27 protein-coding genes are annotated in these 23,327 nt (G+C 48.1%); 16 read left to right on the top strand and 11 right to left on the bottom strand.

The features are described 5' to 3' along the window. Positions 1–2: 2 nt before the first annotated feature. From JM642_RS01805 to JM642_RS01765, 9 genes are all read left to right on the top strand, one after another. On the top strand, positions 3–773 hold the full coding sequence (locus tag JM642_RS01805) for a DUF3261 domain-containing protein (protein WP_203432572.1): 771 nt from the start codon (positions 3–5) through the stop codon (positions 771–773). A 102-nt stretch (positions 774–875) separates the two neighbouring features. Continuing rightward, positions 876–2,093: a beta-ketoacyl-[acyl-carrier-protein] synthase family protein gene (locus tag JM642_RS01800; RefSeq protein WP_203432571.1), complete on the top strand. Its 1,218-nt coding sequence runs from the start codon at positions 876–878 to the stop codon at positions 2,091–2,093. Positions 2,094–2,098: 5 nt separating this feature from the next. Further along, on the top strand, positions 2,099–2,641 hold the full coding sequence (locus JM642_RS01795; protein WP_239000478.1) for a hotdog family protein: 543 nt from the start codon (positions 2,099–2,101) through the stop codon (positions 2,639–2,641). A gap of 100 nt (positions 2,642–2,741) precedes the next feature. Beyond that, a complete protein-coding gene (locus JM642_RS01790; RefSeq protein WP_203432570.1) occupies positions 2,742–3,467 on the top strand; it encodes a 3-ketoacyl-ACP reductase FabG2 in 726 nt (241 codons plus the stop codon). After that, positions 3,468–4,730 (top strand): beta-ketoacyl-ACP synthase, encoded by a 1,263-nt coding sequence (locus JM642_RS01785; RefSeq protein WP_203432569.1) that lies wholly within the window; start codon positions 3,468–3,470, stop codon positions 4,728–4,730. A 10-nt stretch (positions 4,731–4,740) separates the two neighbouring features. Continuing rightward, the gene (locus JM642_RS01780; protein WP_203432568.1) at positions 4,741–5,484 is read left to right on the top strand and encodes a hypothetical protein; all 744 of its coding nucleotides are present in this window, start codon (positions 4,741–4,743) and stop codon (positions 5,482–5,484) included. Between the two features lie 193 nt (positions 5,485–5,677). After that, entirely contained in the window at positions 5,678–5,920 is a 243-nt protein-coding gene (locus tag JM642_RS01775; protein WP_203432567.1) for a type II toxin-antitoxin system Phd/YefM family antitoxin, read from the top strand. A gap of 8 nt (positions 5,921–5,928) precedes the next feature. After that, on the top strand, positions 5,929–6,228 hold the full coding sequence (locus JM642_RS01770) for a type II toxin-antitoxin system RelE/ParE family toxin (protein WP_203432566.1): 300 nt from the start codon (positions 5,929–5,931) through the stop codon (positions 6,226–6,228). Positions 6,229–6,872: 644 nt separating this feature from the next. Beyond that, positions 6,873–7,790, top strand: coding sequence for a DUF6602 domain-containing protein (locus JM642_RS01765; RefSeq protein WP_203432565.1), 918 nt, complete (start codon positions 6,873–6,875; stop codon positions 7,788–7,790). 175 nt (positions 7,791–7,965) lie between these two features. Here JM642_RS01765 and JM642_RS01760 read toward each other — a convergent pair whose 3' ends face one another. Next, on the bottom strand, positions 7,966–8,640 hold the full coding sequence (locus JM642_RS01760; protein WP_203432564.1) for a hypothetical protein: 675 nt from the start codon (positions 8,638–8,640) through the stop codon (positions 7,966–7,968). A gap of 272 nt (positions 8,641–8,912) precedes the next feature. Between JM642_RS01760 and JM642_RS01755 the strand changes: the two genes are divergently transcribed. Beyond that, positions 8,913–9,368, top strand: coding sequence for a GNAT family N-acetyltransferase (locus JM642_RS01755; protein ID WP_203432563.1), 456 nt, complete (start codon positions 8,913–8,915; stop codon positions 9,366–9,368). 57 nt (positions 9,369–9,425) lie between these two features. Here the strand turns inward: JM642_RS01755 and JM642_RS01750 are convergent, their stop codons facing one another. Next, positions 9,426–10,613, bottom strand: a complete 1,188-nt coding sequence (locus JM642_RS01750) for a benzoate/H(+) symporter BenE family transporter (RefSeq protein ID WP_203433697.1) — start codon at positions 10,611–10,613, stop codon at positions 9,426–9,428. Positions 10,614–10,736: 123 nt separating this feature from the next. On the opposite strand from JM642_RS01750, the gene JM642_RS01745 reads away from it, so the two are divergent. From JM642_RS01745 to JM642_RS01735, 3 genes are all read left to right on the top strand, one after another. Beyond that, positions 10,737–11,312 (top strand): XRE family transcriptional regulator, encoded by a 576-nt coding sequence (locus JM642_RS01745; RefSeq protein WP_144345219.1) that lies wholly within the window; start codon positions 10,737–10,739, stop codon positions 11,310–11,312. A gap of 95 nt (positions 11,313–11,407) precedes the next feature. Then, on the top strand, positions 11,408–11,731 hold the full coding sequence (locus JM642_RS01740; RefSeq protein WP_144376060.1) for a rhodanese-like domain-containing protein: 324 nt from the start codon (positions 11,408–11,410) through the stop codon (positions 11,729–11,731). Positions 11,732–11,767: 36 nt separating this feature from the next. Further along, entirely contained in the window at positions 11,768–11,932 is a 165-nt protein-coding gene (locus JM642_RS01735) for a hypothetical protein (RefSeq protein WP_203432562.1), read from the top strand. Positions 11,933–11,993: 61 nt separating this feature from the next. On the opposite strand, the gene azoR is transcribed toward JM642_RS01735, so the two are convergent. The 8 genes from azoR to JM642_RS01695 form a co-directional block, all read right to left on the bottom strand. Continuing rightward, entirely contained in the window at positions 11,994–12,590 is a 597-nt protein-coding gene (azoR, locus tag JM642_RS01730) for an FMN-dependent NADH-azoreductase (protein ID WP_037423238.1), read from the bottom strand. Positions 12,591–12,776: 186 nt separating this feature from the next. Then, complete coding sequence (locus JM642_RS01725; RefSeq protein ID WP_172588044.1) at positions 12,777–13,310, bottom strand: hypothetical protein; 534 nt, start codon at positions 13,308–13,310, stop codon at positions 12,777–12,779. 11 nt (positions 13,311–13,321) lie between these two features. Further along, on the bottom strand, positions 13,322–14,542 hold the full coding sequence (locus JM642_RS01720; protein ID WP_203432561.1) for a serine protease: 1,221 nt from the start codon (positions 14,540–14,542) through the stop codon (positions 13,322–13,324). Between the two features lie 160 nt (positions 14,543–14,702). Further along, on the bottom strand, positions 14,703–15,146 hold the full coding sequence (locus tag JM642_RS01715; RefSeq protein ID WP_203432560.1) for a thioesterase domain-containing protein: 444 nt from the start codon (positions 15,144–15,146) through the stop codon (positions 14,703–14,705). Positions 15,147–15,181: 35 nt separating this feature from the next. Continuing rightward, positions 15,182–15,619 (bottom strand): D-aminoacyl-tRNA deacylase, encoded by a 438-nt coding sequence (gene dtd, locus JM642_RS01710; protein WP_037423224.1) that lies wholly within the window; start codon positions 15,617–15,619, stop codon positions 15,182–15,184. Between the two features lie 15 nt (positions 15,620–15,634). Beyond that, on the bottom strand, positions 15,635–16,237 hold the full coding sequence (locus JM642_RS01705; protein ID WP_203432559.1) for a hypothetical protein: 603 nt from the start codon (positions 16,235–16,237) through the stop codon (positions 15,635–15,637). After that, positions 16,234–17,190 carry an alpha/beta fold hydrolase gene (locus JM642_RS01700; RefSeq protein ID WP_239000477.1) on the bottom strand — a complete coding sequence of 319 codons (957 nt, stop codon included), beginning with the start codon at positions 17,188–17,190 and terminating at the stop codon, positions 16,234–16,236. The genes JM642_RS01705 and JM642_RS01700 overlap by 4 nt, the downstream gene beginning before the upstream one ends. A gap of 45 nt (positions 17,191–17,235) precedes the next feature. Further along, complete coding sequence (locus JM642_RS01695; RefSeq protein WP_203432558.1) at positions 17,236–18,249, bottom strand: virulence factor BrkB family protein; 1,014 nt, start codon at positions 18,247–18,249, stop codon at positions 17,236–17,238. Between the two features lie 81 nt (positions 18,250–18,330). Between JM642_RS01695 and JM642_RS01690 the strand changes: the two genes are divergently transcribed. From JM642_RS01690 to JM642_RS01680, 3 genes are all read left to right on the top strand, one after another. After that, a complete protein-coding gene (locus JM642_RS01690; RefSeq protein ID WP_037423215.1) occupies positions 18,331–18,552 on the top strand; it encodes a hypothetical protein in 222 nt (73 codons plus the stop codon). 29 nt (positions 18,553–18,581) lie between these two features. Continuing rightward, a complete protein-coding gene (locus JM642_RS01685; protein WP_099457309.1) occupies positions 18,582–19,235 on the top strand; it encodes a DUF2959 domain-containing protein in 654 nt (217 codons plus the stop codon). A gap of 310 nt (positions 19,236–19,545) precedes the next feature. Next, positions 19,546–20,760, top strand: coding sequence for a 4Fe-4S binding protein (locus JM642_RS01680; protein ID WP_203432557.1), 1,215 nt, complete (start codon positions 19,546–19,548; stop codon positions 20,758–20,760). Between the two features lie 85 nt (positions 20,761–20,845). On the opposite strand, the gene katG is transcribed toward JM642_RS01680, so the two are convergent. Beyond that, positions 20,846–23,032, bottom strand: a complete 2,187-nt coding sequence (gene katG / locus JM642_RS01675; protein ID WP_047539714.1) for a catalase/peroxidase HPI — start codon at positions 23,030–23,032, stop codon at positions 20,846–20,848. Positions 23,033–23,327 lie beyond the last annotated feature (295 nt).

Here is a 23,327-nt window from a genome sequence, read left to right as displayed (position 1 = left end):
CGATGCGCTTAAGCCTTAACGCCAAAGGTCGCCCTAACGCCAAAGGTCGCACAAAAGCGATAGTGACAGTAAGCCTAATGCTCTCAAGCCTCGGCTTGATGGGCTGCAGTGAGCTGCTCTATCGGCAAACCTGCGTCGGATTCACAAAAGATATGCGTTATTGCTTAGCGCCACTGCCACAGCATTTTGGCCCCGCAACGGATAAACCGCCCGCTAAACCAAGCAGCAATCCGCCAGCCGCAAACCCAGCTGGCACAGACTCTTCGAACCAGAGTCAGCAAGGCGACAGCAAAGCAAAGGTATCCTCCCAATCTTTTAGTCAGAAGGTGAGCATAAAAGTGGGCGATAACACCCATGAGCTGCTCACCCAGCTTGAACTTGAAGGGGAACGCATGACGCTGGTTGGGCTCGCTCCGCTAGGGCAAGCGTTGTTTACCTTGGTTTACGATGGGAATACACTCAGCAGTGAGCAGAGTCAGCTACTCGGGAATGAGTTTAAAGCCGAATATCTGATGGCGATGATGCAACTTATCTATTGGCCAGAACAGAGTATTCGTAGTCATTTAGAAGGTGGAAGTTTAGTGACAGGGCTATGTGACGCCATCCCCTGCCGCCAGTTTTATAGCCAAGACACGCTTATCAGTTACAACGATAACCAAACCCAAGTGATACAAATTCGTTATCAGCACCAAACCGACGATTCCCTTTGGCAGGCACATATTAATTTAACCATGCCGCAGGCAAAGTTTGAGTTAGAGATACAACCCATTTAAGCGTTAAGTTATAGGCTGCCAATCAAAGATAAAACTTAAAACTAATCATATTAGCCACTGATATTTACCACCCAGATTCGGTAATAGGTATAGCAAGCAACAATGAATAACAGAGTCGCCATTACACAGATTGGATTGTGTACCCCGTTAGGGCAAACGCCCGAGCAGGTGTTAGCCCGCTTAATTGCAGGCGATACCAGTGCCATGCAAACCAATGACACCCTATTATTTGGGGAGTCGACACTGGTTGCGCCCGTCACTGAGCCATTACCGACAATACCTGCCGCACTGGCGCAATTCGATTGTCGCAATAATCAGTTACTCCTTGCTGCCGCGCAGCAAATTACCGACACGGTCGAACAGGCGAAACAGACATATGGCGCCGACCGCATCGGCGTGGTCTTAGGTACCAGTACCTCGGGGATTTCGAAGGGCGAAGCTGCCTTGGCCTATCGCAATCAGCACAGCCACTTCCCCGCCGATTACCATTACTTCCAGCAGGAACTTGGCAGCACCAGCGATTTTTTGCGCCAGTTATTTGCGCTCCAAGGTCCCTGCTACACCATTTCGACCGCCTGCTCCTCTAGCGCCAAAGTGTTTGCCAGCGCCAAACGCCTACTTGAGGCCAAGCTGTGCGATATGGTGATTGTCGGCGGTATCGACAGCCTGTGCCAACTCACAGTTAACGGTTTTCACGCCTTAGAGTCGGTTTCCAAGGGGCATTGCAATCCCTTCAGCACCAATCGCGATGGCATCAATATCGGTGAAGGCGCCGCGCTATTTACCCTGACCTTAGCGACAGACAACACAGCAAATGAAGCCTGCGTATTACTCGCTGGTATTGGCGAGTCGAGCGATGCGCACCATATGTCGGCGCCGCATCCTGAAGGCGCAGGGGCGATTGCCGCCATGCAGGCCGCGCTTGATGATGCACAAATATCTGCGCAAGATATTGATTATATAAACTTACATGGCACAGCAACGCCTAAAAATGATGCAATGGAAAGCCGCGCCGTACTCTCGGTATTTGGCGACACGCCGCCCCCTGCAAGCTCAACCAAACCGCTGGTCGGCCATACCTTAGGCGCTGCGGGCGCGATTGAAGCCGCATTTTGTTACCTTTTGCTATCACAGCATAATCACAGCTTTGCCCTGCCGCCCCATAGGTTTGATGGGCAGCAAGATCCACAGGACCCAAGCATTGCGCTAGTCGCGCCCATGCAATTTGCCGAGCATGGCAAGCTTAACTATGTGATGAGCAACTCCTTCGCCTTTGGCGGCAGCAATGCCAGCCTGATTTTTTGCCGTAAAGGGGCTTAAGATTGATGTCCAGTTCTATCGATACCGCAATTTCAGCCGCCGAGCCGATTTGGCTGCAACACTTAACCGAGCAGAATATTGCCGATTTTATTCCGCATCGTGCGCCAATGATCTTGATTGATAAGATTATTAGCCATCAGCCGGATGTGCTCGAAACTGAAGTGCTGATCACTCCGCAGAGCGCTTATTTTGACGAGCATCGTCAAGCCGTCCCCAATTATGTGGGTATCGAATATATGGCACAGAGCATTGCCGCTTTAGCGGGCGTTGAGGCTAAACTGCGTCACGATAAAATCCGCGTGGGATTTTTATTGGGATCGCGTAAATTAGCCTTACACACGGCGCAATACGAACTCAATCGCTGCTACCGCACTCAGGTTAAACGCCTCTATCAGGAAGAGTCGGGACTGGCGGTATTTGATTGCCAGATTTATCTATTGCCCGAAGCGGGAGCGCAGCAAACACCACTGTTAGTGGCCGAGGCCAATGTGAATGTGTTCCAACCCCAGGACACCCAAGCGTATATCGCCTCAAGCCAGCAGGCTTAATGCCAAGAGTCATGCTTGGCAGCAACAAGTCTTATCACAAAAGGATTTAGCCCTTTGATGCACAAACAACTCATCGAGCATCACGGGTGGAGAAATAAAGATGAATAACAGAGTATTAGTCACAGGTTCGAGCCGCGGTATTGGCAAAGCCATCGCCCTTAAACTGGCTGCGGCAGGTTATGATATCGCGCTGCATTATCACAGCAATCAGGCCGCAGCCGATACCAGCGCCGCAGAGCTTCGCGCCCTTGGGGTTAACGTCAGCCTACTAAAGTTTGATGTTGCCGACCGCGTTGCCGTCAAAGCCGCCCTTGAGGCCGATATCGAGGCAAATGGCGCTTATTATGGCGTGGTGCTTAATGCGGGCATCAACCGTGACAATGCTTTTCCGGCGATGAGTGAAGCCGAATGGGATAGCGTAATCCACACTAACCTTGATGGTTTTTATAATGTGATTCATCCCTGCGTTATGCCTATGGTGCAAGCGCGCAAGGGCGGACGAATTATCACCTTGGCTTCCGTTTCAGGTATCGCGGGTAACCGTGGTCAGGTTAATTACAGCGCCTCTAAAGCCGGATTGATTGGTGCGACTAAGGCGCTATCCTTAGAGCTGGCCAAACGTAAGATCACCGTCAACTGTATCGCCCCAGGTTTAATCGAAACCGATATGGTGGCGGATATTCCTAAGGATATGGTCGAGCAGTTAGTGCCAATGCGCCGCATGGGCAAACCCAATGAAATCGCCGCCTTAGCAACCTTTTTAATGTCGGACGATGCTGCCTATATCACGCGCCAAGTGATTTCGGTGAATGGAGGCATGATCTAAATGACTGAGCCGACAAACCCGACCCGCTTGGGTAGACGAGTTGTTGTCACCGGCATTGGTGGTATTACCGCCTTAGGTCACGACTGGCCGAGTATCGCAAACCGCCTTAAGGCACAAAAAAACTGTGTCGTGACGATGGCGGATTGGGACAGATATGACGGGCTAAACACTCGCCTTGCCGCCCCCGTGACCGACTTTGAAGTGCCAAGCCATTATTCGCGCAAAAAAATCCGCTCCATGGGACGCGTCTCGATTATGGCGACTCGCGCCAGCGAACTTGCACTTATCGATGCAGGACTCTTGGACGACCCTATCGTCACTTCGGGAGAGATGGGTATTGCCTATGGATCTTCCACGGGCAGTACCGATCCCATTACCGCCTTTGGCGATATGCTGAAAACTGGCGATATGTCAGGCGTTACCGCCACCAGTTATATCCGCATGATGGCCCACACCACAGCGGTAAACGTGGGGGTTTTCTTTGGCCTTAAAGGGCGCATTCATACCACCAGCAGCGCCTGCACCTCAGGTAGCCAAGGCATAGGTTACGCCTATGAAGCGATTAAATATGGCCAGCAAACCTTAATGCTCGCGGGTGGCGGCGAAGAACTCTGCCCCACCGAGGCCGTAGTCTTTGATACGCTGTTTGCGACCAGCACGAAAAACACCACGCCAGAATTATCGCCACGCCCTTTTGATGCCCAGCGCGATGGTTTAGTAATTGGCGAAGGCGCTTGTACGCTGGTGCTTGAAGAGTTAGAACACGCCGTGGCGCGCGGCGCGAAAATTTACGCCGAGATCGTCGGCTTTGGCACTAACTCCGATGGTCAGCATGTGACTCAGCCCAATAGCGATACCATGGAAATCGCCATTCGTTTAGCCCTTAAGGATGCGGCGCTCACGCCCGACGCCATTGGTTATGTCAATGCCCACGGCACCGCCACCGACCGCGGTGATATTGCCGAAAGCCATGCGACCCACGCGGTATTCGGTGCGGATATGCCGATTTCATCCCTTAAAAGCTACACCGGCCATACCTTAGGCGCCTGCGGTGCGCTAGAGGCTTGGGTCAGCATTGAGATGATGAATGCGGGTTGGTTTGCCCCGACACTCAATCTCGACAATATCGACCCAGAATGCGCCACGCTCGATTACATTCGTGGCGAACCACGTGCACTCGACACCGACTATGTGATGAGCAATAACTTCGCCTTTGGTGGTATCAACACCTCACTGATTTTTAAACGCTGGAAAACGACATAAGGACATATCAATGAAACCATTAGTTGCAAGCATTTTACTCGGTATCAGTTTACTGGCCTCGCCGGTGTGGGCGCAGGATTATACGGTTGAAACCTATCAAGAAATTTTTAAAGGCGACAATCAATTTAAGCAAAAACAAGCTATCGAAGCCCTGACGCTTGCCGGATTATCCGATCCCGCCATTTACGATGTGTTAGAGGCCAAACTTATCGCATCGCTGCCACAAGCCACCGAGAAAAATGCTATCGACTACAGCGCTTGGTTAGTCAAAGGGTTAGCTTACTCAGGGAACGATAAATACAGCGGCACCATCAACAATATTATCAATGGCGACTACCATAAGAAGCTGAAAAAATACGCCACCCAAGCCCTTGAAAATCTTGACCAGTATAAAAAATGGAATGCTATTTTAGGCGATAAAAGCCAATATGTGGCCGAGCAAAGTACTAAAAATAATGCCTATGCCAACGCCTTTAAAAGCAATGATTTAGAGCTAATGCGCCTCGCAGCCAAACGCATGATGGACGATCAAAACTACGATGACTTTTTGCTAGAATGCCTGAGCGTTGAGCTGAAAAATCCACGTTTGATGAGTAACGACAAGTTAGCCATCGACACCTACGCCAATATGGCCAAGGCCCTCGCCGCATCCGGTAATCCCCAATACCGTGAAGTGATTGAAAATATTGCCAACAACAACCCAAACAAAAAGCTGAAAAGCTACGCCGAGAGCTATCTGAAGAAGTACTACTAATCCACTTTAGATGAGCAAAAGCGTTAACAACAAGCCGAGAATCATCTCGGCTTGTTGATCTCATTTGTAGGCAAGTCACCATCAAGCGAATCAAGATAACCCATCATTAGCACAAATCGCACGATTTAATCATTTTGACCATTTCGCTCAATAAACTATACTGCCACTGTCTTTCCAAAACGGGGCTTAACTCATGCAAACCTTAACCGCCAATGACGCCAAACGAAATTTTGGTGAGTTGCTACTAAACGCTCAACGTGAACCCATCAAGATCAGCAAAAACAGTAAAGATGCAGTTGTGGTTATGTCTATCCACGATTACGAACAGCTTGAGGCGATGAAAGCCGACTATCTGAAGCACTGTTTCAACGCAGCCAAAGAAGATTTAGCAAAGGGCAATGTGGTTGATGGCGAAGATTTTCTTAGCGCCCTGTAGCAGCTCACATGAATAATAAACGCTATAAACTGAGTAAGTTAGCTCAGACTCACTTACTAAAGATTAAAGACTACACCCTTCAACACTTTTCTGAGTCGCAGTGGCACAAATACAAAGAAAGCCTAATATCCGGCTTGCAAATGTTAGCCGATAACCCCGGATTAGGCAGAAGCTGCAACGATATTTACCCCAACGGTTTCTACTTTCCTATCGGTAAACACACCGCCTACTTCACCAAAGAAGACGACTTCATCCTCATCGTTGCCCTGTTAGGTCAACCACAGCTACCCCAACATCATCTGAAATAGCTCACTCTTTTTATAGAACTGATGTATTTTCCGTGGGAGTGAGACCAACCATGATACTGACTCAACGACACTCCACGGAGAGAGGCCAACCACGGTAGTGACTCGACGACACGCCACGGAGTGAGGCCAACCATGGTAGTGACTCGACGACACGCCACGGAGTGAGGCCAACCATGGTATAGGCTCGACGACACGCAGCCAGTCCATCCTTGGATGCTCGACCGCCCCGTCCATGGGGCGGACGGTCGTCTCGCCAATCACCATGGTTTGCCTTTCGAGCATCAGCGTAACCTGCTGGCTTATACGGCCTAAACCAAAATAACACCATGAAATTTAAGTAGTTATATCTGCGTACCAAAAGAATTAACTGTGGGTGGCCGATTAAATTACATTAGAATTTCTTATCATTTTTACCGCTTTAGATTTTCTCAGTTGTTTAAAAATGCAATTTACGTCCCGCTTATGACTGTATAAGTACAGGTATAATAGAAAAGTGACAACCCTCGGGGAAAACGAGCCAAAGGAGTATCGTTTTTTAATTTCAAAAAAACATTAAGCAACTAAAAATATTAGTCTTTTCATGTTTTCTGATTTACATACCGCGCCAAAATACTTCTTGGTATATAAAGTCTCGCTTTTTCTGCATGAAAAAAGATTGGAAACTCACCGTAATGGATGCTAAGTTACTGGCACATTTGAATTATTTACTCTTATTTCTCAAACTTCGAGTCCATTATGGTTTGGGTTTCATTAGAAGTGCGGGTAATACACTGTTAGCTGCAAGGAGTAATATGCTAATTTCTCATATAAATGCAATAGAGGAAGTTCTATTAGCGCAAAGCAGAACGGCGACTAATGCTGGCCACCCTAATCTAAGAGGTGGACCTAGAGAGTGGTTCATTAGAGACTTTCTTTCCAGTCACTTACCCTCCACTTTGGAAATAGGGCAAGGTGAAATTATTGATGTTAATTCCCAACCTAACCCTCCTCGAGGTAGCTATCGACCTCAAGCAGATGTTGTAGTGTATCGACGTGATATGCCAAAAATTTCTTACTCCTCAACAGATTCTGCATATCTTGTAGAGGGCGCAATGGCTGTTATAGAGAGCAAGTCTGTTTTAACGCAGGCTGAATTAGATAACACTTGCAGGGCCACAAACGTCCACAAGTCGCTCACTAGACAGCCATTCTCTGGAATGTCTGTCGGATCAACTCCTCAGGAAGTAATATCCTACGCAGTGGCATTTGATGGGCCTGCGAATATGAGTACTGTTGCGAATTGGCTAGTGAACTACGTTCAGCAAAATAACGTTTCACCTGACAAGCTTGTAGATATGGTCGTAGTCCTTGGTAAAGGAGTGCTATGGAGGTTAAAGTCTTTTCCTGCCTTACAAATAAGCACTGCCAACCAAAACAACAACTGGGCTTTTGTAGATCAAAGCGATAAAAATTTATTTACACTTTTCACCCATATGCTCACATGGGTGGCAACTTCATCAACGCCACCAAATACAATTGCTTATGCGTCCAGGGCTCAATATCAAAATGTTCAGGTCGTTTAAGCAGCTAACAAGCGCGTCAATTAGGACGCTCGCAAGCTCGCGCCTATTACGCAGGCGTTAGGAACCAAGGAATAAGATCGGACAGGCATAACTTTTTCAGTTCCCGAGGATACAGGGGCGGTCGCCTCGCCAATCACCATCCAATTCTGCCCGTCCTATTTTGCCAATGGTGCAACTATTTCGGTGCAGTGATTGATTTAACTAAAGGGTCTGAATTAAATGATATCCTATACTCATTTCCCCCTTTAGCATTGTTTGTAACCATTAAATAGTTTACATAACCAGACTTATTCATTGGACTATTATTACTAACGCTAAACTCATTGTAGAAATGAGTAAAGTCATCTTGCTCTGAAAATATAAAATATCCAAAACAAATTTTATTATCACATGACACACGGTACTCATTTAGAATAGAACTATATTTTGACTTATTTAAAAACTCACTAATACTGTTCTCAAAAACTATTGTTTCAAACGACTTGTCTGGCATCGTCGAGAAAACATCTATAATTTCGTAAAAGTTAGCTGAAGCCAAAACTGAATTTAGCTTAGTACTATCAACAACATTGTCATCACTAACTATCCCTGTATCATAACCTCCATTAAGCTCCATTTTATGCTCAGTCAAAGAGTGCAAGGAACTATCACTTGCTCGTGGCTCTTTTATATTTGTTGATACATCAAAATTAACATTAGCAGAGTTAGAATCATCGACCAAAACGATATGGCTATCTTTCATAAAGGATGTATCGTTAACACTAGCTTCATTATTATTTTCAAAAAAATACAATGTAATAAAAATTAAAACGAGTAGAACAAATAAAAAGAAAACGATCTTCCTTAACATAACAATCCCTGTAGTTTTAGTAAAAATTAAAACGCTTAATATAAGACAATAACATAATATGTTTTTGCCTTGCCTTCAAACAAAAGTAAGCACAAGCTTTCTTGCTCGCCTCTCGATACAAACCAAGGGATGAAGCATCATCCCTTTTAGCAAAAACTCTTGGCCTACCCTTTGCTTAGTCACCGCTGCGTTTTAACCCTAAAAACAACCAAGCACGTTAACGCTATGATGGATAAGTGACAACACAGGGAATTTTAATCTTGAGAGCAACGATGAAAATAATACTAGATGATCTAAAAGGGCCTGAAATTGCAGCACTTTTAACTGAGCACCTTGAAGATATGCGAGCAACCTCGCCGCCGGAAAGTGTGCACGCATTAGACTTGGATGGCCTGCGCCAACCCAATATTCGCTTTTGGACACTGTGGGATGGCCGAAATCTGACGGGCTGCGGTGCACTAAAATGGTTAGATTCCGAGCATGCGGAGATCAAATCGATGCGCACCGCAGCGACTTACAAACAACAAGGCGTGGCATCCCAGATTCTGCAGCACTTGATCAATGACGCCAAAGCCGCAGGCGTGCAGCGCCTCAGTTTAGAAACCGGCTCGATGGCCTTTTTTCAGCCTGCACGTTCTCTCTACGCTAAGTTTGGCTTCGAGCTGTGTGGCCCCTTTGCCGATTACACGCTCGACCCCAATAGCCTGTTTATGACCAAAAAGCTCTAGGCCTCTGCACACATCAATCCACTAAGGTAGCAAACCTCAATCTAGACCTAGCCACAGCTAAGCTTTTGCCTGTTTAGTTGTGGTTAAGGCGCGATGCTTGTGCCAATAATGCATTAAAAATCCGAGTAATAATCCCCAGAAGGCACTGCCAATCCCCAATAAACTAAACCCTGATGCGGTGACGAGAAACGTAATCACCGCCACTTCTCGCTCGTCGTTATCCGCGAGCGCTGCGGTTAGACTGTTACCTATGGTGCCAAGCAGGGCTAATCCTGCAATCGCGAGCACTAACTCCTTCGGAAACGCGGCGAAGAGCCCAACTACAGTGGCGCCGAGTAAGCCAGTGATAAAGTAAAACACACCGCCCCATACCGCCGCCCAGTAACGGGTGGCAGGATTAAGGTCAGCCTCTTTTCCCATGCAAATGGCCGCTGTAATGGCGGATAAGTTAAAGGCAAAACCGCCAAAGGGGGCAAACAATACGCCCATCAGACCCGTCACGGTAATTAATGGCGAGATAGGCGGGCGATAACCATGGCCGTGCAGCGCTGCCACCCCTGGCATATTTTGTGAGGCCATAGTCACCACAAATAAGGGCAGCGCCACGCCCACTACGCTGGTGACCGAAAACGCAGGCGCTATCCATACGGGAGCCGCGAATTGCAGTTCAAGCTTATCGAGTTGCAGTAGATCCAATTGATAACTCATCCCTATTCCCGCAACGAGGGTGAGCAACATAATGTAGCGCGGCACCCATGGCTTAAGCACAACAAACACTAATAACATCAATAGGATTAAGCTCAGCTGAGTCTGCATTGCTTGAAACAGTCCTAAACCAAACTGCAGTAAAATCCCAGCTAACATGGCCGAAGCGACTGACTGCGGCATGATACGAATAAGCTTATCCATCCAGCCCGCCAAGCCGCAGAGGGCGATCAACAAAGAGCTAATCAGGAAGGCACCAACGGCTTCGTGGATACTCAATCCCGCCAGGCTGGTGACCATTAGCGCCGCCCCGGGGGTCGACCATGCCGTAAGCACCGGATTTTTATAATAGAGAGACAGGCCAATACTGGTGAGCCCCATGCCGACCCCCAAAGCCCACAGCCATGAACTCATTTGTGCCGATGTCGCACCCACGGCATCCGCCGCCTGCAGGATAATCACCGCAGAACTACTGTAGCCCACCAGCACGGCAATAAAGCCCGCCGATATTTTTGATAGTCCCAAAGCCTCGCGCCACATCATCCCTACTCCTACCTTTGCCTCGAGCATCGCACCATTGCCCGTGCGCTATAACGCACAAGATGGACAAGATAGCACCTGTGCGTTATAACGTACAAATAATTTTTTAAGCATCAGACCACAATGCAGACCATCAACAGCTATCTTGCCGCGACCCTAAAACAACTGCGCAGCCAAAAGGGTTGGAGTTTAGATAAAGCGGCACTCGAGACAGGCGTAAGCAAGGCCATGATAGGCCAGATTGAGCGCGGCGAATCTAGCCCCACCATTGCCACCCTGTGGAAAATCGCTAGCGGTTTTAATACCTCACTCTCAACTTTTCTGGAACCGACACCCGAGAGCCAAGGCGCGGTCTTTCGTAACGCCGATGCATTACGCCAAAAGCCTGCAACCGATGGTATGTTAGTGGCGTCGCTATTTCCCTTTGAGCCACGCTTTGGTTTTGAGATGTTTGAACTCACCCTATTACCGCACTATGAGCGCCTTTCCGAGCCCCATGAGGCGGGCGTGACCGAGCATGTGATTGTACTGAGCGGCACCATGGAAGTGTTAGTCGATGGCCAGTGGCAGCCATTACAGCAGGGCGAAGCCGTGCGCTTTGCCGCCGATAAACCCCACGGTTACCGCAACTTAAGCGATCAACCCGTGGTGTTTCATGATCTTATCCATTACCACAGGGAAACGCCTGCCACCGAGTAACGCCGACAAGCCAAGCACCCAACAGATTGCCGCTTGCGCTCACCAATTCATTAGAATAAACTTATTGAAAATTTTCTAATCATAGAGGCAAAGCTATGTTTCAATCTTTACTGGCTAAATTATCTGGTAGCAGCAACGGTGAAAAATGTTGGCAATTGATTGATCAAGGTGCGCGCGTTATCGATGTGCGCTCACCAGAGGAGTTTGCCTCAGGTCATTTGCCTCAGGCCATCAACGTGCCGCTGCCAACACTCGACCAATGGTTGCATCAGGTTGACAATAAACAGCATCCGTTTGTGCTTTACTGCGGCGCAGGTATCCGTGCCCAAAAGGGCTGCGATATTTTAAGGGCCAATGGTTTTGAATGTGTGATCAACGGTGGTTCGCTAAAAGATTTAGTCTGCTGCCAGCCAAGCTAAAACCTAAGCAAAGCAACCATACGTGAGGAGGTGCAGATGACAACAAAGTGCCCGCGCCCAACTAGCGGCGAACAACCGCCGCAGTCCAAAGTGGTTCGCGAAACCCGCTACAGCGTGAGCCGCAACCGTGGCCAAGCAAGCACTAAGGTTCGCTATATCGAAACCAACACCATATACCTTGGCTGCAAACTGTGCGAATAATCGCGTTCTGTGTAAACAAAAATGCCAGCATTTACGCTGGCATTTTTTATTATCTTTACGATTAAACCGCTAACTTATCGATACTGGCTTTAGCTTCGCTGATACCTTTTTGGTTGGCTTCTGGGCCCATATTCAGCGCTTCAGCATATACCACTTCCACGTCGGTGATACCGATAAAGCCGAGGAAGGTTTTTAAGAAAGGCACAATGTGATCGGTTGGGCCATCTTTATGGGCGCCACCACGGGTGGTGATCAACACGGCGCGTTTGCCTTCTACTAAGCCTTTAGGACCGTTTTCGGTATAAGTGAAAGTCACACCGGCACGGGCCACAAAATCAATCCAGTTTTTCAGTTGGGTTGGAATGTTGAAGTTGTACATCGGCGCGGTGATCACGATAGTGTCGTTCGCTTTTAACTCTTCAACTAAGGCGTTCGACAGGTCGAGCATCTCTTGCTGACGCGCAGTTAACTCAGCGCCGCCACGTAGGCCAGAGGCGATTTCGCCATCAACCATTGGCAACACATCTTTACCCGCTAAATCGCGAACTGTGATGGTCGCGCCTTGGTCTTCCCATTTACCGATCAGGTGGTCAACTAACAAGGCAGATTGTGAATAACCGCCAAGAATACTGGATTTTAACACTAGGACTTTAGACATAATCTGCTCCGAAAATTGAAATTCTTGAGAGTCTTTCAGCTTGCTCTCGACTCTATGGGCTTAGTTTATTAGCCCATAAAAAAGAAAAAAAGCGGATAAAATTTGAGATTACTTTCTAAAAAATAGAATGGTTAAATGAAGGGCTAGCAAAGCTAGCCCTTCATTTATGGAGATGCATCACTCGAACTATTGAGCAAAATAATAGTTGTATTCACTGATTAGCTGGGAAAGCTCAGGCGAGTTTTGAATATCAACCATAAACTTATCAGTCGTGGTCATCGCCCATGCCAAACTCTCTTTATCTAGACTATACATTCCCTCATTGGAGTACATGTTGTGAGCCTTGGTGAAATTCTCACGGTAGCTGACGCTGGCAACCACCTCATTGTGGACCCTAAACTCATAGGTCAGCACCAGATCATTATTAGTCACCATAGGTAGCAACCCTAGGGAGCCACCGGCTAAAATCGCCGAGGTTAGCCCCGCGGCTTCTCCCCCTGCTGTAGGTTCCATTTTATAGGTCACAATCAGTTTCAATGGATTACCGATATTCTCTTTATCCATTTTTTCAAATAATGGCGTGCCCTTGAGTTTGTTATAAAAGTCAGTTGAATCAATGGTACTAATAAAAAATACTGGTGGAAGTGCCGTGGTTTGCGCTTTAACAAACGGGCTAGTGAGCAACAAACCCAGCATCAAAATACGAAGCATAAATGGCATTGGAAACATCCTTATTGATAGCAATTCAGTTGAACAACAGCACCAAGTGCAGCCGCATTTGCCGTTCGAATATCGCCCTTCATATTGGGTTCAACCGACTGATAACTAATGCGGTGCTTATCTAAAAAGCGGGCAGCATATTTTGCATCAAGGGCAAAGTTAACATTCTGCGGCAATGCACCCGATTCACGTAGACTCGTCACATTTAAGGTACTGACGGTAATACCTAATAGCTCCCCACCGTCAGAGACAACTGGGCCACCACTTGAGCCGGGCTGGATCGGTGCCGAAAACTGGAATTGCCCCACCGCCCCCTTTAATGCCTCGCGTGAGCTGATATTTCCGCGCGTTAAATTGGGGGAGGCCGCCAATAATCCCTGCAAGGGATAGCCAACATTGGTAATCGCCTCGCCCAGGAAAATCTCTGTACCTTTACGCAATGGTAAGTATTGCTCCACTGGCGTACCCGTACTCACGACCGCTAAATCCAATAAGGTCGAGCTAGCCTCTACGGCCGCATCAAAGGATTTACCGCCAACATTCACCTGTGTCACCATGCAATTTTTGAGTACATGGGCCGCAGTGACAATTTGCCCCTGAGGATTAATATAAAAACCTGTTCCTGTACTGACTGGCTTTTGCATATTTGCCAGCAAATTCGCCGAGACATCCTTCATTGCATACTGTGCAGGATAGGAGCTAGCCGACGGCGTCAACGTGTTTAGCACATCGACAATCACTAATTGAGTCGCACGCAATGCGGCGTTATAAAGACCTAAACCATCCCCTAAATAACCAATATCTGCCTTAAAGGATTTTTGCCCTTCGCGAATGGGCTTATCGGAGCCATTAAATACCCGATAGCTCATGATCATTTCTGCTTTACCCGACTCAAATTTCCACTCAGGATCGATATCGATCAGCAGTCCATACTGACTCGCTTGCGTGCGGTCTAATAACTTAGCATTTGAAAAATAAGCACCAAAACCATCCTTCACGCCATCACTGAGTGATTTTCCTAGATCGACCCAAATATTCCATTTCTCTAAATAAAAACGGTTATTTAACTGCGAATGGGGCAAATAATAAGCAACACTCACATCCACAGGGAGCGTAATAGCTTTATTTAGCACCACACCCTTTGGTAATTTATTGGCATTTAACTTGGTATTGGCGCAACCACTGAGATGAAAACAAAATAGAGCAATAAGCACACAGGAGAGAAATCGCATCGGTTATCCTTAATATCAATGCAAATAGCGCCATACAGCATAAACGTGATAACCGTACGGACCATGGCGTATGCAACTTAAGTTGCATTAAGCCAAAGATTCTATTGCAAGTTAAAGGCAACATCAACGATGAAAATTTACAAAAATCAAACAGTCGCAACTATTTCTTAATGCCTGGAAGGCTAATATACAGGCCTGAAAACTCAGCGCAGAGCAGATCTTCACAGTAAAGCTTAACCACAAGTCGAACTTTGGCTTTTCGCCCCATAGATAAGCCCGCTAAACTGGCATCCTGCCATACCACGCGTGCAATAGGTTGATTGCGAATGGGCGCCAAGTAACGGATATGGGCATCGGCTAACACTATGTCGCCATCCACATTGAGGAGTTGCTGTTGCAGCCATACCATGCCCCAACCAGTGAGCGTCATAAGGGTATAAATGCTGCCCGCAAACATGGTGTGATGCAGATTGATATTCGGCGCGAGTGGCGCACTCACGCTCAATTCACCATCAGAAAATGACAGCGGCGCGATCTGCATAAACTCACTCACAGGTATAGTGCGGTGCCAGGTCTGGCGCAATTGGTTTAATAATTCGTCCATGGGCATTTTCCTTTACTAGTGCAAGCGTATTGAGATTAAACCTGTAAATGGAAGGTCACTGGGCCATCGTTGACGAGTTCAACCTTCATATCAGCAGCAAATTGCCCTGTTTCGGTGGTCACGCCCTTGGCGCGGCAAAAGGCGACAAACTCTTCATACAGGCCAAGCGCTTGTTCTGGTGTGCCCGCACCCGAAAAGCTCGGCCTTAGCCCACGCTCCGTATCGGCGGCCAAGGTAAATTGTGATACCACTAAAAGCGAGCCTCCCGCTTGAGTCAAATTGAGATTCATTTTGCCATTTTCGTCAGAAAACACTCGATAACTCATTACTTTAGTAGCTAGCTTTTCCATCTTCTCGCGATTATCTTCCCGCTCAACCCCAAGTAAAACTAACAAGCCTTTATCGATTGCACCTATGGTTTGATTATCTACAACCACACTGGCGCGGCTGACTCTTTGAATTAAAGCGATCACAACTTTTCCTTTAAATTAAGACTTTACAACGGGCATCAAAGGAATTGGGCGCAGATACTGCTCAATTCCCTCCGGCAAGGACTTAGCGATTTCTGCCAAGCCGCCATCGGTCCACAGCATAAAACGGCGAAGCTCCTCGATTTCGACCTTATCGGCAAAGGTCACAGTGCCTTGGATTTGGACCACTGCGCCCTGCTCACGCAGCACGAATTTAGCAAAATTGAGCTTGGCATTCAGCTCACCAATCACCGCAGGCAGTTCGGGGCTGGCCTGCAACTGTGGATGCACCGCATAAAAACGGTTCATCAGAATACGGTCAATCCCCGCAGCATTTATACTGGGTTCGAGCATAAAATCATTATTGCCAAATTGCACCGCAACCTTATCCGCCCCGACTTTAGTGGCTAAATAGTTGGCATTGATGAAAGCCTGATACAAAGCATCAGCAGCAACCTCATTGGTCATTCCAGCCAATTGCACCACTTTAGGCGCCACAGGGGCGCGAGCCTCAGTCGACTCGACAGCTAAAGATGACGATTGAGGTTCTGGGGTTGAGGATGAGGTGGCCGCGCAGGCCGTTAATCCTAAAATGGCGGCAATAATCATAGCTAATTTCATGCAAACTCCTGTCGCTTTATCCAAGACCACATGGCTTGAATTTCGAGTGTGACGGCAAGTGAGAGTATTTCACTATTCAACAAATGCCCGCCATCAACAATAGTGTGGATTTGTATCCTGGGGTTATCAATTTTTGCCCCAAATGCGGCTAATAAGCGTGCCGGACAGACGGCATCCTGCGTGCCTTGTAATAGCAGGGTACGCGCAGAGACTTGAGATGTCACCCGTTGTAATACACTGAACATATTGAAGTAATCATTTTGCGCATAGTGCAGCTCGATTTGAGCTAAGGCGAATAGCGGCGGCGCAAGCCGCTTAGGTAGGCCAGTTGGTACGCCCGCTAGGGTTAATTCCCATTGGATCCAACGGCGGGCAAATTCGTGGCGAGTTGCTTCATCTTGGGCGTTAAATCCTAGCTGATAATGCGTAAATAAATCCGCCAATCCAATAGAAGGCGCGGCAAATTCACGGTATGCCTGTGGATATAACTGCGCTGCGCCCGAGGGCGCATAGAGCCATTCAATCCCTTCTTTTGATGGAATAAACAGCGCCCATAATACTTGAGCTATTACCCGCTGCGGAAATAACCCACTGTAAATTAAGGCTAAGGTGGCGCCAAATGAGCCACCCGCTAAGCACCAACGCGCTATGCCTAAGTGAATGCGAATCGCCTCAATATCGCTGATGAGTCCATTTAAATGATTGTGTTCCAACTCGCCAGCAGGCAGCGATTGCCCCGCACCTCGTTGATCTAACAGTAAAATCCAATAGTGCTCGGGGTTAAATAAACTGAGCTCACTCACACTAGCGCCTGCGCCAGGACCACCATGCAGATAAAGCAGCGGGATACCCTGCGGATTACCATATTGAGCGAGATGCAACTGCTGCCCATTGCCCATCATCAGCCAATCACGGCGGATAAAAGCAGCAAGCGGATGGGCATCAGTGATCATAGGTGGGATAAGGCTCGCTGAATGTCTTGGTGAATGATAACTTAGCTACGGCTTATCCAGTGTAGTCGATGAAGGCGCGTTTGCCGCAAGTTCACCTGTCGTCTCAAGCACTTGGTTTGATTGGGCGGATGTGGTTTCTGGCTGCGCGGCGGGTGTATCCTGCGCCGCTAAAGGCTGATCATCGAGGTTAATTTCGTTGATATCGCTACTGGACTCATAGTCCAAATACTCGGGCATGGCGGCGGTAATTTCGGCGCCCAGCAGCACGATCATCCAAGATAAATATACCCAAACAAATAGAATAGGAATGGTCGCCAGCGCACCATAAATGGCTTCATAACTTGGAAATTTCGTCACATACAAGGCAAAACCTTTTTTCCCCAACTCGAATAGCAAGGCCGCCACCACTGCACCGAGTAGTGCGTGCCAAAACTTCACCTTTTGATTCGGCACCACCATATAGAGCAGTAAAAACGCAGCCACCGAAAATAACAGCGGCAAACGTTCGATAAACAGCGGCATTACGCCAGATAAGGTGTCGCCCTCAAACAGCTTTAACGACACCACATAGGAGGTCGCGACTAGGCTCGCCCCCACCAGCACAGGGCCTAAGGTAATCACCATCCAATACATGGAAAAGGCCACGACCACAGAACGTTTTTCCTTAGTGCGCCAAATATTATTCAGTGACTTATCAATGGCGGAGATCAGCATAATCGCCACCACCACTAAGGCCGCAATCCCCACCGCTGTGCCTTTAGAGGCATTACCCACAAATTCATTGATATAGACTTGTACCGTATCGCCCGCTGCGGGCAGAAAATTCTCGTAAACGAAGGCTTCAATTTGGCCGCGGATCCCCTTAAACACAGGAAACGCCGACAGCATAGACATAGTCACCGCCACCATAGGAACGAGCGATAATAGGGTGACATAGGCCAAGTGGCCCGCACGAATATTGATTTGATCTTCTACTAGGCGCTGGCGTAAATGCAGCAGGAAGTGCCAAATCCCAAGGAGTAAGACTCGAATTTGTGCCAGATCTATCTTCTTAGTCACGGGTTTCTCTTGATTCTGTTGGTATAGACTCGTTATCTTCGTACAATAAACACTTAATTTACAAGTCTAAGGAGTGAATTGATGTCACAACAAGGATCCACTGGCAATGTTATCGCCGCAATCGCTAGTCTGTTTTTCCCCGGCCTAGGCCAACTGCTACAAGGGCGAATTTTGGCAGCATTGCTATTCTTCGTGGTCACTGTAGTCGGCTACGCCCTTTGGTGGTTAATTGTGCCCGCGGTAATTGGTGCTATCTTTCACCTCTGGAGCATTATCGATGCGGCGCGTTTTAAAGCCGACTAACTTCATCTGACTCAGTGACGGAATACCCAATGAAAAGATTGATCACCTCTAGTCTGATAGCGGCAACGCTATTGCTGACGGGCTGCCAGAGTGCCTATTACGGTGCCATGGAAAAAGTGGGCTACCACAAGCGCGACATTATGGTCGACAGAGTGAAAGCCGCGAAAGAATCCCAAGAGGATGCGCAAAAAGAGTTCAGCTCAGCACTCGAGGAGATGCAAGCCCTACTCAACCACAATGGTGGCAACCTCGAAAAGGCCTATAACAAGGCTAAAGATGAATACGAGTCAGCCCAAAGTGCCGCCGATGATGTAAGTAATCGCATCAACAAGGTCGAAGATGTTGCCGAGGCGCTATTCGATGAGTGGCAAGCCGAAATCGGCGAGATCAGCAAAGCGAGCCTACGCCGCAACAGCGAAACTAAGCTCAAGGAAACCCGCCGTTCCTACGAGCAGCTGATTAAAACCATGCGCCGCGCCGAATCTAAAATGCCGCCCATTCTCACCGCCATGAAAGACAATATGCTGTATTTAAAGCATAACTTAAATGCCCAAGCGATAGGCGCGATTAAAGGGGAATTTGCCAACTTACAAACGGATATCTCAGGCTTAATCAAAGAAATGAATAAATCTATCAATGAGTCTACTCGATTTATCGAGGCCCTTGAGAACTCAAAAGGGTAAGGCCATTTAGCTTGCTCAAACTGGCTGTTAATTCCGTCAAACCAATCTGAATTAACAGCTTAGCACTGATGCTCTAACCCTCTAAACACTTCGGCAAGCTGCGATGGCGGTTTGCTGTTGATTTTATCCTCCCTGCATTCCCAGTTTCGTTTGTGCAAGGCTAAGATTTTTAGCTTTGTGAGCGATGGCGCGCTTTAGTGTGATGATTCAATCAATATTGGATCTAACGCACAAATTCACTTTAGGCTCATAAACTTATCTACAAAAGATTGCTCAGATTGAATACGTGTATTCTATTTGCAGTATTAACATGACCTTTATTGAATCCCTTACCCTAATGTTGGCCCTAATGTATATCGCCTCCCTAAGCTATTGGAGCGGTAAAAAATGGGGAGCAGTGACCACCTTACTCCTGAGTGTTGGCGCAGTGGCGATTAGCCTCTACTGGCCCTTGGCGCTCGCCCTAATCATTGCCTTGCCCCTTGCACTTATTGCCCATAAGTTTGCTCCGGTGGAGTATAAGGCCGAGATAAAAATCAACGCCCTGCGTGAAGGTTGCCAACACCTGCTCGCACTCTCGTTGTTTTTAGTCGCCATCCAATACTGCATTAATGCTATCCAACTCAAACAAGGGGTCACGCCTTGGTTAATGCGCCCTGATGTTGTCGATGCCTTTTTGCCCATCGCCGGCGGGATTGAATTAAAAGCCATATTGACGCTCAACCTGTGGGACCAAACCCATCCCGCCGCCGCAGTGATGCTCGCCGCTGTGCTACTCACAGGCCTACTCTGTAAACGCGCCTTTTGTGGCTGGGCCTGCCCCTTAGGACTCGCCGGCGAATACCTCTACGCCTTACGCAAACGCTTTATCAAAGCAGAACTTGCGCCCCCAGCATGGCTAGACTGGCCACTACGGATGCTGAAATACTTATTACTGCTGGGACTGTTTTATGTAGTGATCGGTATGCCAAGCGAGTCGATTCCCTATTATCTGCAGGGTAACTACCACAAGATTGCCGACCTTAAGATGGCACTGTTTTTTGTCACACCAGGGCTTATTACCTTAGCCTGCTTTGCTCTTATCCTCGTCCTCGCCGCATGGCGTCGCCAAGGTTTTTGCCGCTACTTGTGTCCCTATGGTGCCATGCTCGGACTGTTAAGTTTTGCCAGCCCACTCAAAATCCGCCGCGATACTCAGCATTGCCTGATCGAAACCAAGGGTATGAAGTGCGACAAATGCACCCGCGCCTGCCCAGCCAACATCATAGTGCATACCAAAACCACGGTTCGCAGCGACGAATGCCAAGCCTGTATGCGCTGTGTGGCGGCCTGCCCTAAATCGGCGGCACTCGGTTTTGGCCTTAAATCGGGTCACAGAGTTAGCCATAAAGGATTGTTAGTCTTGTTATTATTGGCGCTCTTCCTCCTGCCACTCGGCGCTTATTTAGCCGGGTTCTGGCATAGCCAAACACCGGACGCTATCCGCATGGAACTTATCCAAGTGATTGACCGAGTGGGTCATTAACTCTCTGATTTGTTAATAAGAGACATAAAAAAGGTGCAGTCTAAGCTGCACCTTTTATGGTCACGATAAGCTTGAGTGCCAGTGACTAAGCCAAATCGAACCTGTCGGCATTCATTACCTTAGTCCAAGCGGCCACAAAGTCATGCACAAACTTCTCTTTGGCATCATCCTGCGCATAAACCTCAGCATAGGAGCGCAAAATCGAGTTAGAGCCAAACACCAGATCGACACGGGTAGCGGTCCACTTCACTGCGCCAGTTTTACGCTCGACTATCTCATACAAATTAGTACCCGCAGGCTTCCAGTTGTAGGCCATGTCGGTAAGATTCACAAAGAAATCATTAGTTAACACACCCACTTTGTCGGTAAACACGCCGTGGCGTGTACCGCCATAGTTAGTGCCCAACACCCGCATTCCCCCAACCAACACTGTCATCTCATGGGCGGTTAACCCCATAAGTTGAGTGCGATCGAGCATCATCTCCTCGGGCTGAACTATATAATCCTTTTTCTGCCAGTTACGATACGCATCGTGCAAAGGCTCAAGTACGGCAAAGGATTCCACATCGGTCATTTCCTGCGTGGCATCACCACGGCCAGGCATGAAAGGTACTGTGATATTGACTCCCGCAGCGTGGGCGGCCTTTTCAATCGCCGCAGCGCCACCGAGGACAATCAAGTCGGCAATACTGACCTTTTTGCTTAAGCTTGCCTGCAACGCGCTCAACACCTGCAATACTTTTTGCAAACGCTCGGGTTCGTTGGCCTGCCAATCTTTTTGTGGTGCTAAACGGATCCGTGCGCCATTGGCGCCACCGCGGAAATCCGAGCCTCGGAAGGTGCGCGCGCTGTCCCACGCGGTTGCGACCAATTCGGAAACACTGAGTCCCGAGGCTAATAATTTCGCCTTCAGGTCGACAATCTCACTGGCATCCAAACGATAATCAACGGTTGGGATGGGGTCTTGCCAAATCAGCTCTTCACTCGGCACTTCTGGCCCTAAATAACGGCTCTTAGGCCCCAGATCGCGGTGAGTTAACTTAAACCAAGCACGGGCAAATACCTCGGAGAAATAGGCGGGATCTTGATAAAACTTCTCGGAGATCTTGCGATACTCGGGGTCCATTTTCATCGCCATATCCGCATCGGTCATGATGGGGTTAAACTTGCGATTCGGGTCGCCCACTGAGACGACTTTATCTTCCTCTTTAATATTAATAGGTTCCCACTGAGAGGCGCCCGCGGGGCTTTTTTTCAATTCCCAATCGTAATTTAACAGTAGGTGAAAATAACCGTTATCCCATTGAGTGGGATGAGTCGTCCAAGCGCCTTCGAGACCACTGGTAACGGTATTCGCGCCAGTGCCTGGGCCTTTTTTGTTGAGCCAGCCCAAACCTTGGGCCTCAAGTTCTTCGCCCTCGGGTTCAGGGCCAAGATCCTGTGCCTTACCATTGCCATGGCATTTGCCCACCGTATGACCACCGGCGGTTAAGGCCACGGTTTCTTCATCATTCATCGCCATTCGTGCAAAAGTGACACGCACATCTTGAGCGGTGCGCAGTGGATCGGGTTTACCATCAACCCCTTCAGGATTCACATAAATCAGCCCCATCATTACGGCAGCTAAGGGATTTTCAAGGTCACGCGCGCCCGAATAACGGCTGTTAGGATTATCACTTGGCGCAAGCCATTGTTTTTCAGAGCCCCAATAAATGTCTTTTTCAGGATGCCAAATATCCTCTCGACCGCCGGCAAATCCATAGGTTTTTAAGCCCATAGACTCGTAGGCCACATTACCCGCGAGGATCATCAAATCTGCCCATGAGAGTTTGTTGCCGTATTTTTTCTTAATCGGCCAGAGTAAACGGCGGGCTTTATCAAGGTTGGCGTTATCGGGCCAGCTATTGAGTGGGGCAAAGCGTTGATTACCCGTCCCCGCACCGCCACGGCCATCGGCAATGCGATAGGTTCCCGCAGAGTGCCATGCCATGCGGATCATCAAGCCACCATAATGCCCCCAATCGGCTGGCCACCAATCTTGGCTATCGGTCATAAGGGAATGCAAGTCCTGCTTCACGGCAGCGAGATCAAGGGTCTTAAAGGCTTCACGGTAATTAAAGTTGGGATCCATGGGATCCGTCTTCTTATCATGCTGATGCAAAATATCGAGATTAAGTGCCTTAGGCCACCAATCCATATTGTTGCTGGCAACGGCTGAATTTGCCCCATGCATCACGGGGCATTTACCTTGAGAGTGTTGAGTCTTGTCCATGGAATATTCCTTTACTTATGGCTAACGAAGGGAATGACCCTATAAGGCGTCATTAGGCTTATCTGGTTTGGACGTCTTCTAAAACGTTTATCGTTTGCATTAATCCCTTCTGCACTGTTCCAAAATGACGATTAATGCACCATTCGGTCTGTATACTAAACAAGCAAAATGACAACATTTCAAACTTCTGCCACTAAAGCTAGGTAACTGTAACAAGAACAGCAAACCCTAGCTCAAAAAGCGGGCACAGATCACACTATTGGTGGTTTTTACATCACTATCTTGATTTTAATCA

This window comes from Shewanella sp. LZH-2, assembly GCF_016859145.1.
Classification (GTDB): Bacteria; Pseudomonadota; Gammaproteobacteria; order Enterobacterales; family Shewanellaceae; genus Shewanella; species Shewanella xiamenensis.
The sequence above is the reverse complement of the archived record's forward strand: the minus strand, read 5'-3'. Positions and strand labels throughout refer to the sequence as shown.

What these genes read in the sequence shown, in the direction of transcription:
- JM642_RS01680 (WP_203432557.1), top strand. Translation starts at nt 19,546, where the DNA reads ATGACCTTTATTGAATCCCTTACCCTAATGTTGGCCCTAATGTATATC.
- JM642_RS01690 (WP_037423215.1), top strand. Translation starts at nt 18,331, where the DNA reads ATGTCACAACAAGGATCCACTGGCAATGTTATCGCCGCAATCGCTAGT.
- JM642_RS01740 (WP_144376060.1), top strand. Translation starts at nt 11,408, where the DNA reads ATGTTTCAATCTTTACTGGCTAAATTATCTGGTAGCAGCAACGGTGAA.
- JM642_RS01780 (WP_203432568.1), top strand. Translation starts at nt 4,741, where the DNA reads ATGAAACCATTAGTTGCAAGCATTTTACTCGGTATCAGTTTACTGGCC.
- JM642_RS01705 (WP_203432559.1), bottom strand. Translation starts at nt 16,237, where the DNA reads ATGAAATTAGCTATGATTATTGCCGCCATTTTAGGATTAACGGCCTGC.
- JM642_RS01760 (WP_203432564.1), bottom strand. Translation starts at nt 8,640, where the DNA reads ATGTTAAGGAAGATCGTTTTCTTTTTATTTGTTCTACTCGTTTTAATT.
- JM642_RS01795 (WP_239000478.1), top strand. Translation starts at nt 2,099, where the DNA reads ATGTCCAGTTCTATCGATACCGCAATTTCAGCCGCCGAGCCGATTTGG.
- JM642_RS01750 (WP_203433697.1), bottom strand. Translation starts at nt 10,613, where the DNA reads ATGTGGCGCGAGGCTTTGGGACTATCAAAAATATCGGCGGGCTTTATT.
- JM642_RS01790 (WP_203432570.1), top strand. Translation starts at nt 2,742, where the DNA reads ATGAATAACAGAGTATTAGTCACAGGTTCGAGCCGCGGTATTGGCAAA.
- JM642_RS01765 (WP_203432565.1), top strand. Translation starts at nt 6,873, where the DNA reads ATGAAAAAAGATTGGAAACTCACCGTAATGGATGCTAAGTTACTGGCA.
- azoR (WP_037423238.1), bottom strand. Translation starts at nt 12,590, where the DNA reads ATGTCTAAAGTCCTAGTGTTAAAATCCAGTATTCTTGGCGGTTATTCA.
- JM642_RS01735 (WP_203432562.1), top strand. Translation starts at nt 11,768, where the DNA reads ATGACAACAAAGTGCCCGCGCCCAACTAGCGGCGAACAACCGCCGCAG.
- JM642_RS01775 (WP_203432567.1), top strand. Translation starts at nt 5,678, where the DNA reads ATGCAAACCTTAACCGCCAATGACGCCAAACGAAATTTTGGTGAGTTG.
- JM642_RS01715 (WP_203432560.1), bottom strand. Translation starts at nt 15,146, where the DNA reads ATGGACGAATTATTAAACCAATTGCGCCAGACCTGGCACCGCACTATA.
- JM642_RS01805 (WP_203432572.1), top strand. Translation starts at nt 3, where the DNA reads ATGCGCTTAAGCCTTAACGCCAAAGGTCGCCCTAACGCCAAAGGTCGC.
- JM642_RS01770 (WP_203432566.1), top strand. Translation starts at nt 5,929, where the DNA reads ATGAATAATAAACGCTATAAACTGAGTAAGTTAGCTCAGACTCACTTA.
- JM642_RS01725 (WP_172588044.1), bottom strand. Translation starts at nt 13,310, where the DNA reads ATGCCATTTATGCTTCGTATTTTGATGCTGGGTTTGTTGCTCACTAGC.
- JM642_RS01700 (WP_239000477.1), bottom strand. Translation starts at nt 17,190, where the DNA reads ATGATCACTGATGCCCATCCGCTTGCTGCTTTTATCCGCCGTGATTGG.
- JM642_RS01785 (WP_203432569.1), top strand. Translation starts at nt 3,468, where the DNA reads ATGACTGAGCCGACAAACCCGACCCGCTTGGGTAGACGAGTTGTTGTC.
- JM642_RS01755 (WP_203432563.1), top strand. Translation starts at nt 8,913, where the DNA reads ATGAAAATAATACTAGATGATCTAAAAGGGCCTGAAATTGCAGCACTT.
- JM642_RS01685 (WP_099457309.1), top strand. Translation starts at nt 18,582, where the DNA reads ATGAAAAGATTGATCACCTCTAGTCTGATAGCGGCAACGCTATTGCTG.
- katG (WP_047539714.1), bottom strand. Translation starts at nt 23,032, where the DNA reads ATGGACAAGACTCAACACTCTCAAGGTAAATGCCCCGTGATGCATGGG.
- JM642_RS01800 (WP_203432571.1), top strand. Translation starts at nt 876, where the DNA reads ATGAATAACAGAGTCGCCATTACACAGATTGGATTGTGTACCCCGTTA.
- JM642_RS01745 (WP_144345219.1), top strand. Translation starts at nt 10,737, where the DNA reads ATGCAGACCATCAACAGCTATCTTGCCGCGACCCTAAAACAACTGCGC.
- JM642_RS01720 (WP_203432561.1), bottom strand. Translation starts at nt 14,542, where the DNA reads ATGCGATTTCTCTCCTGTGTGCTTATTGCTCTATTTTGTTTTCATCTC.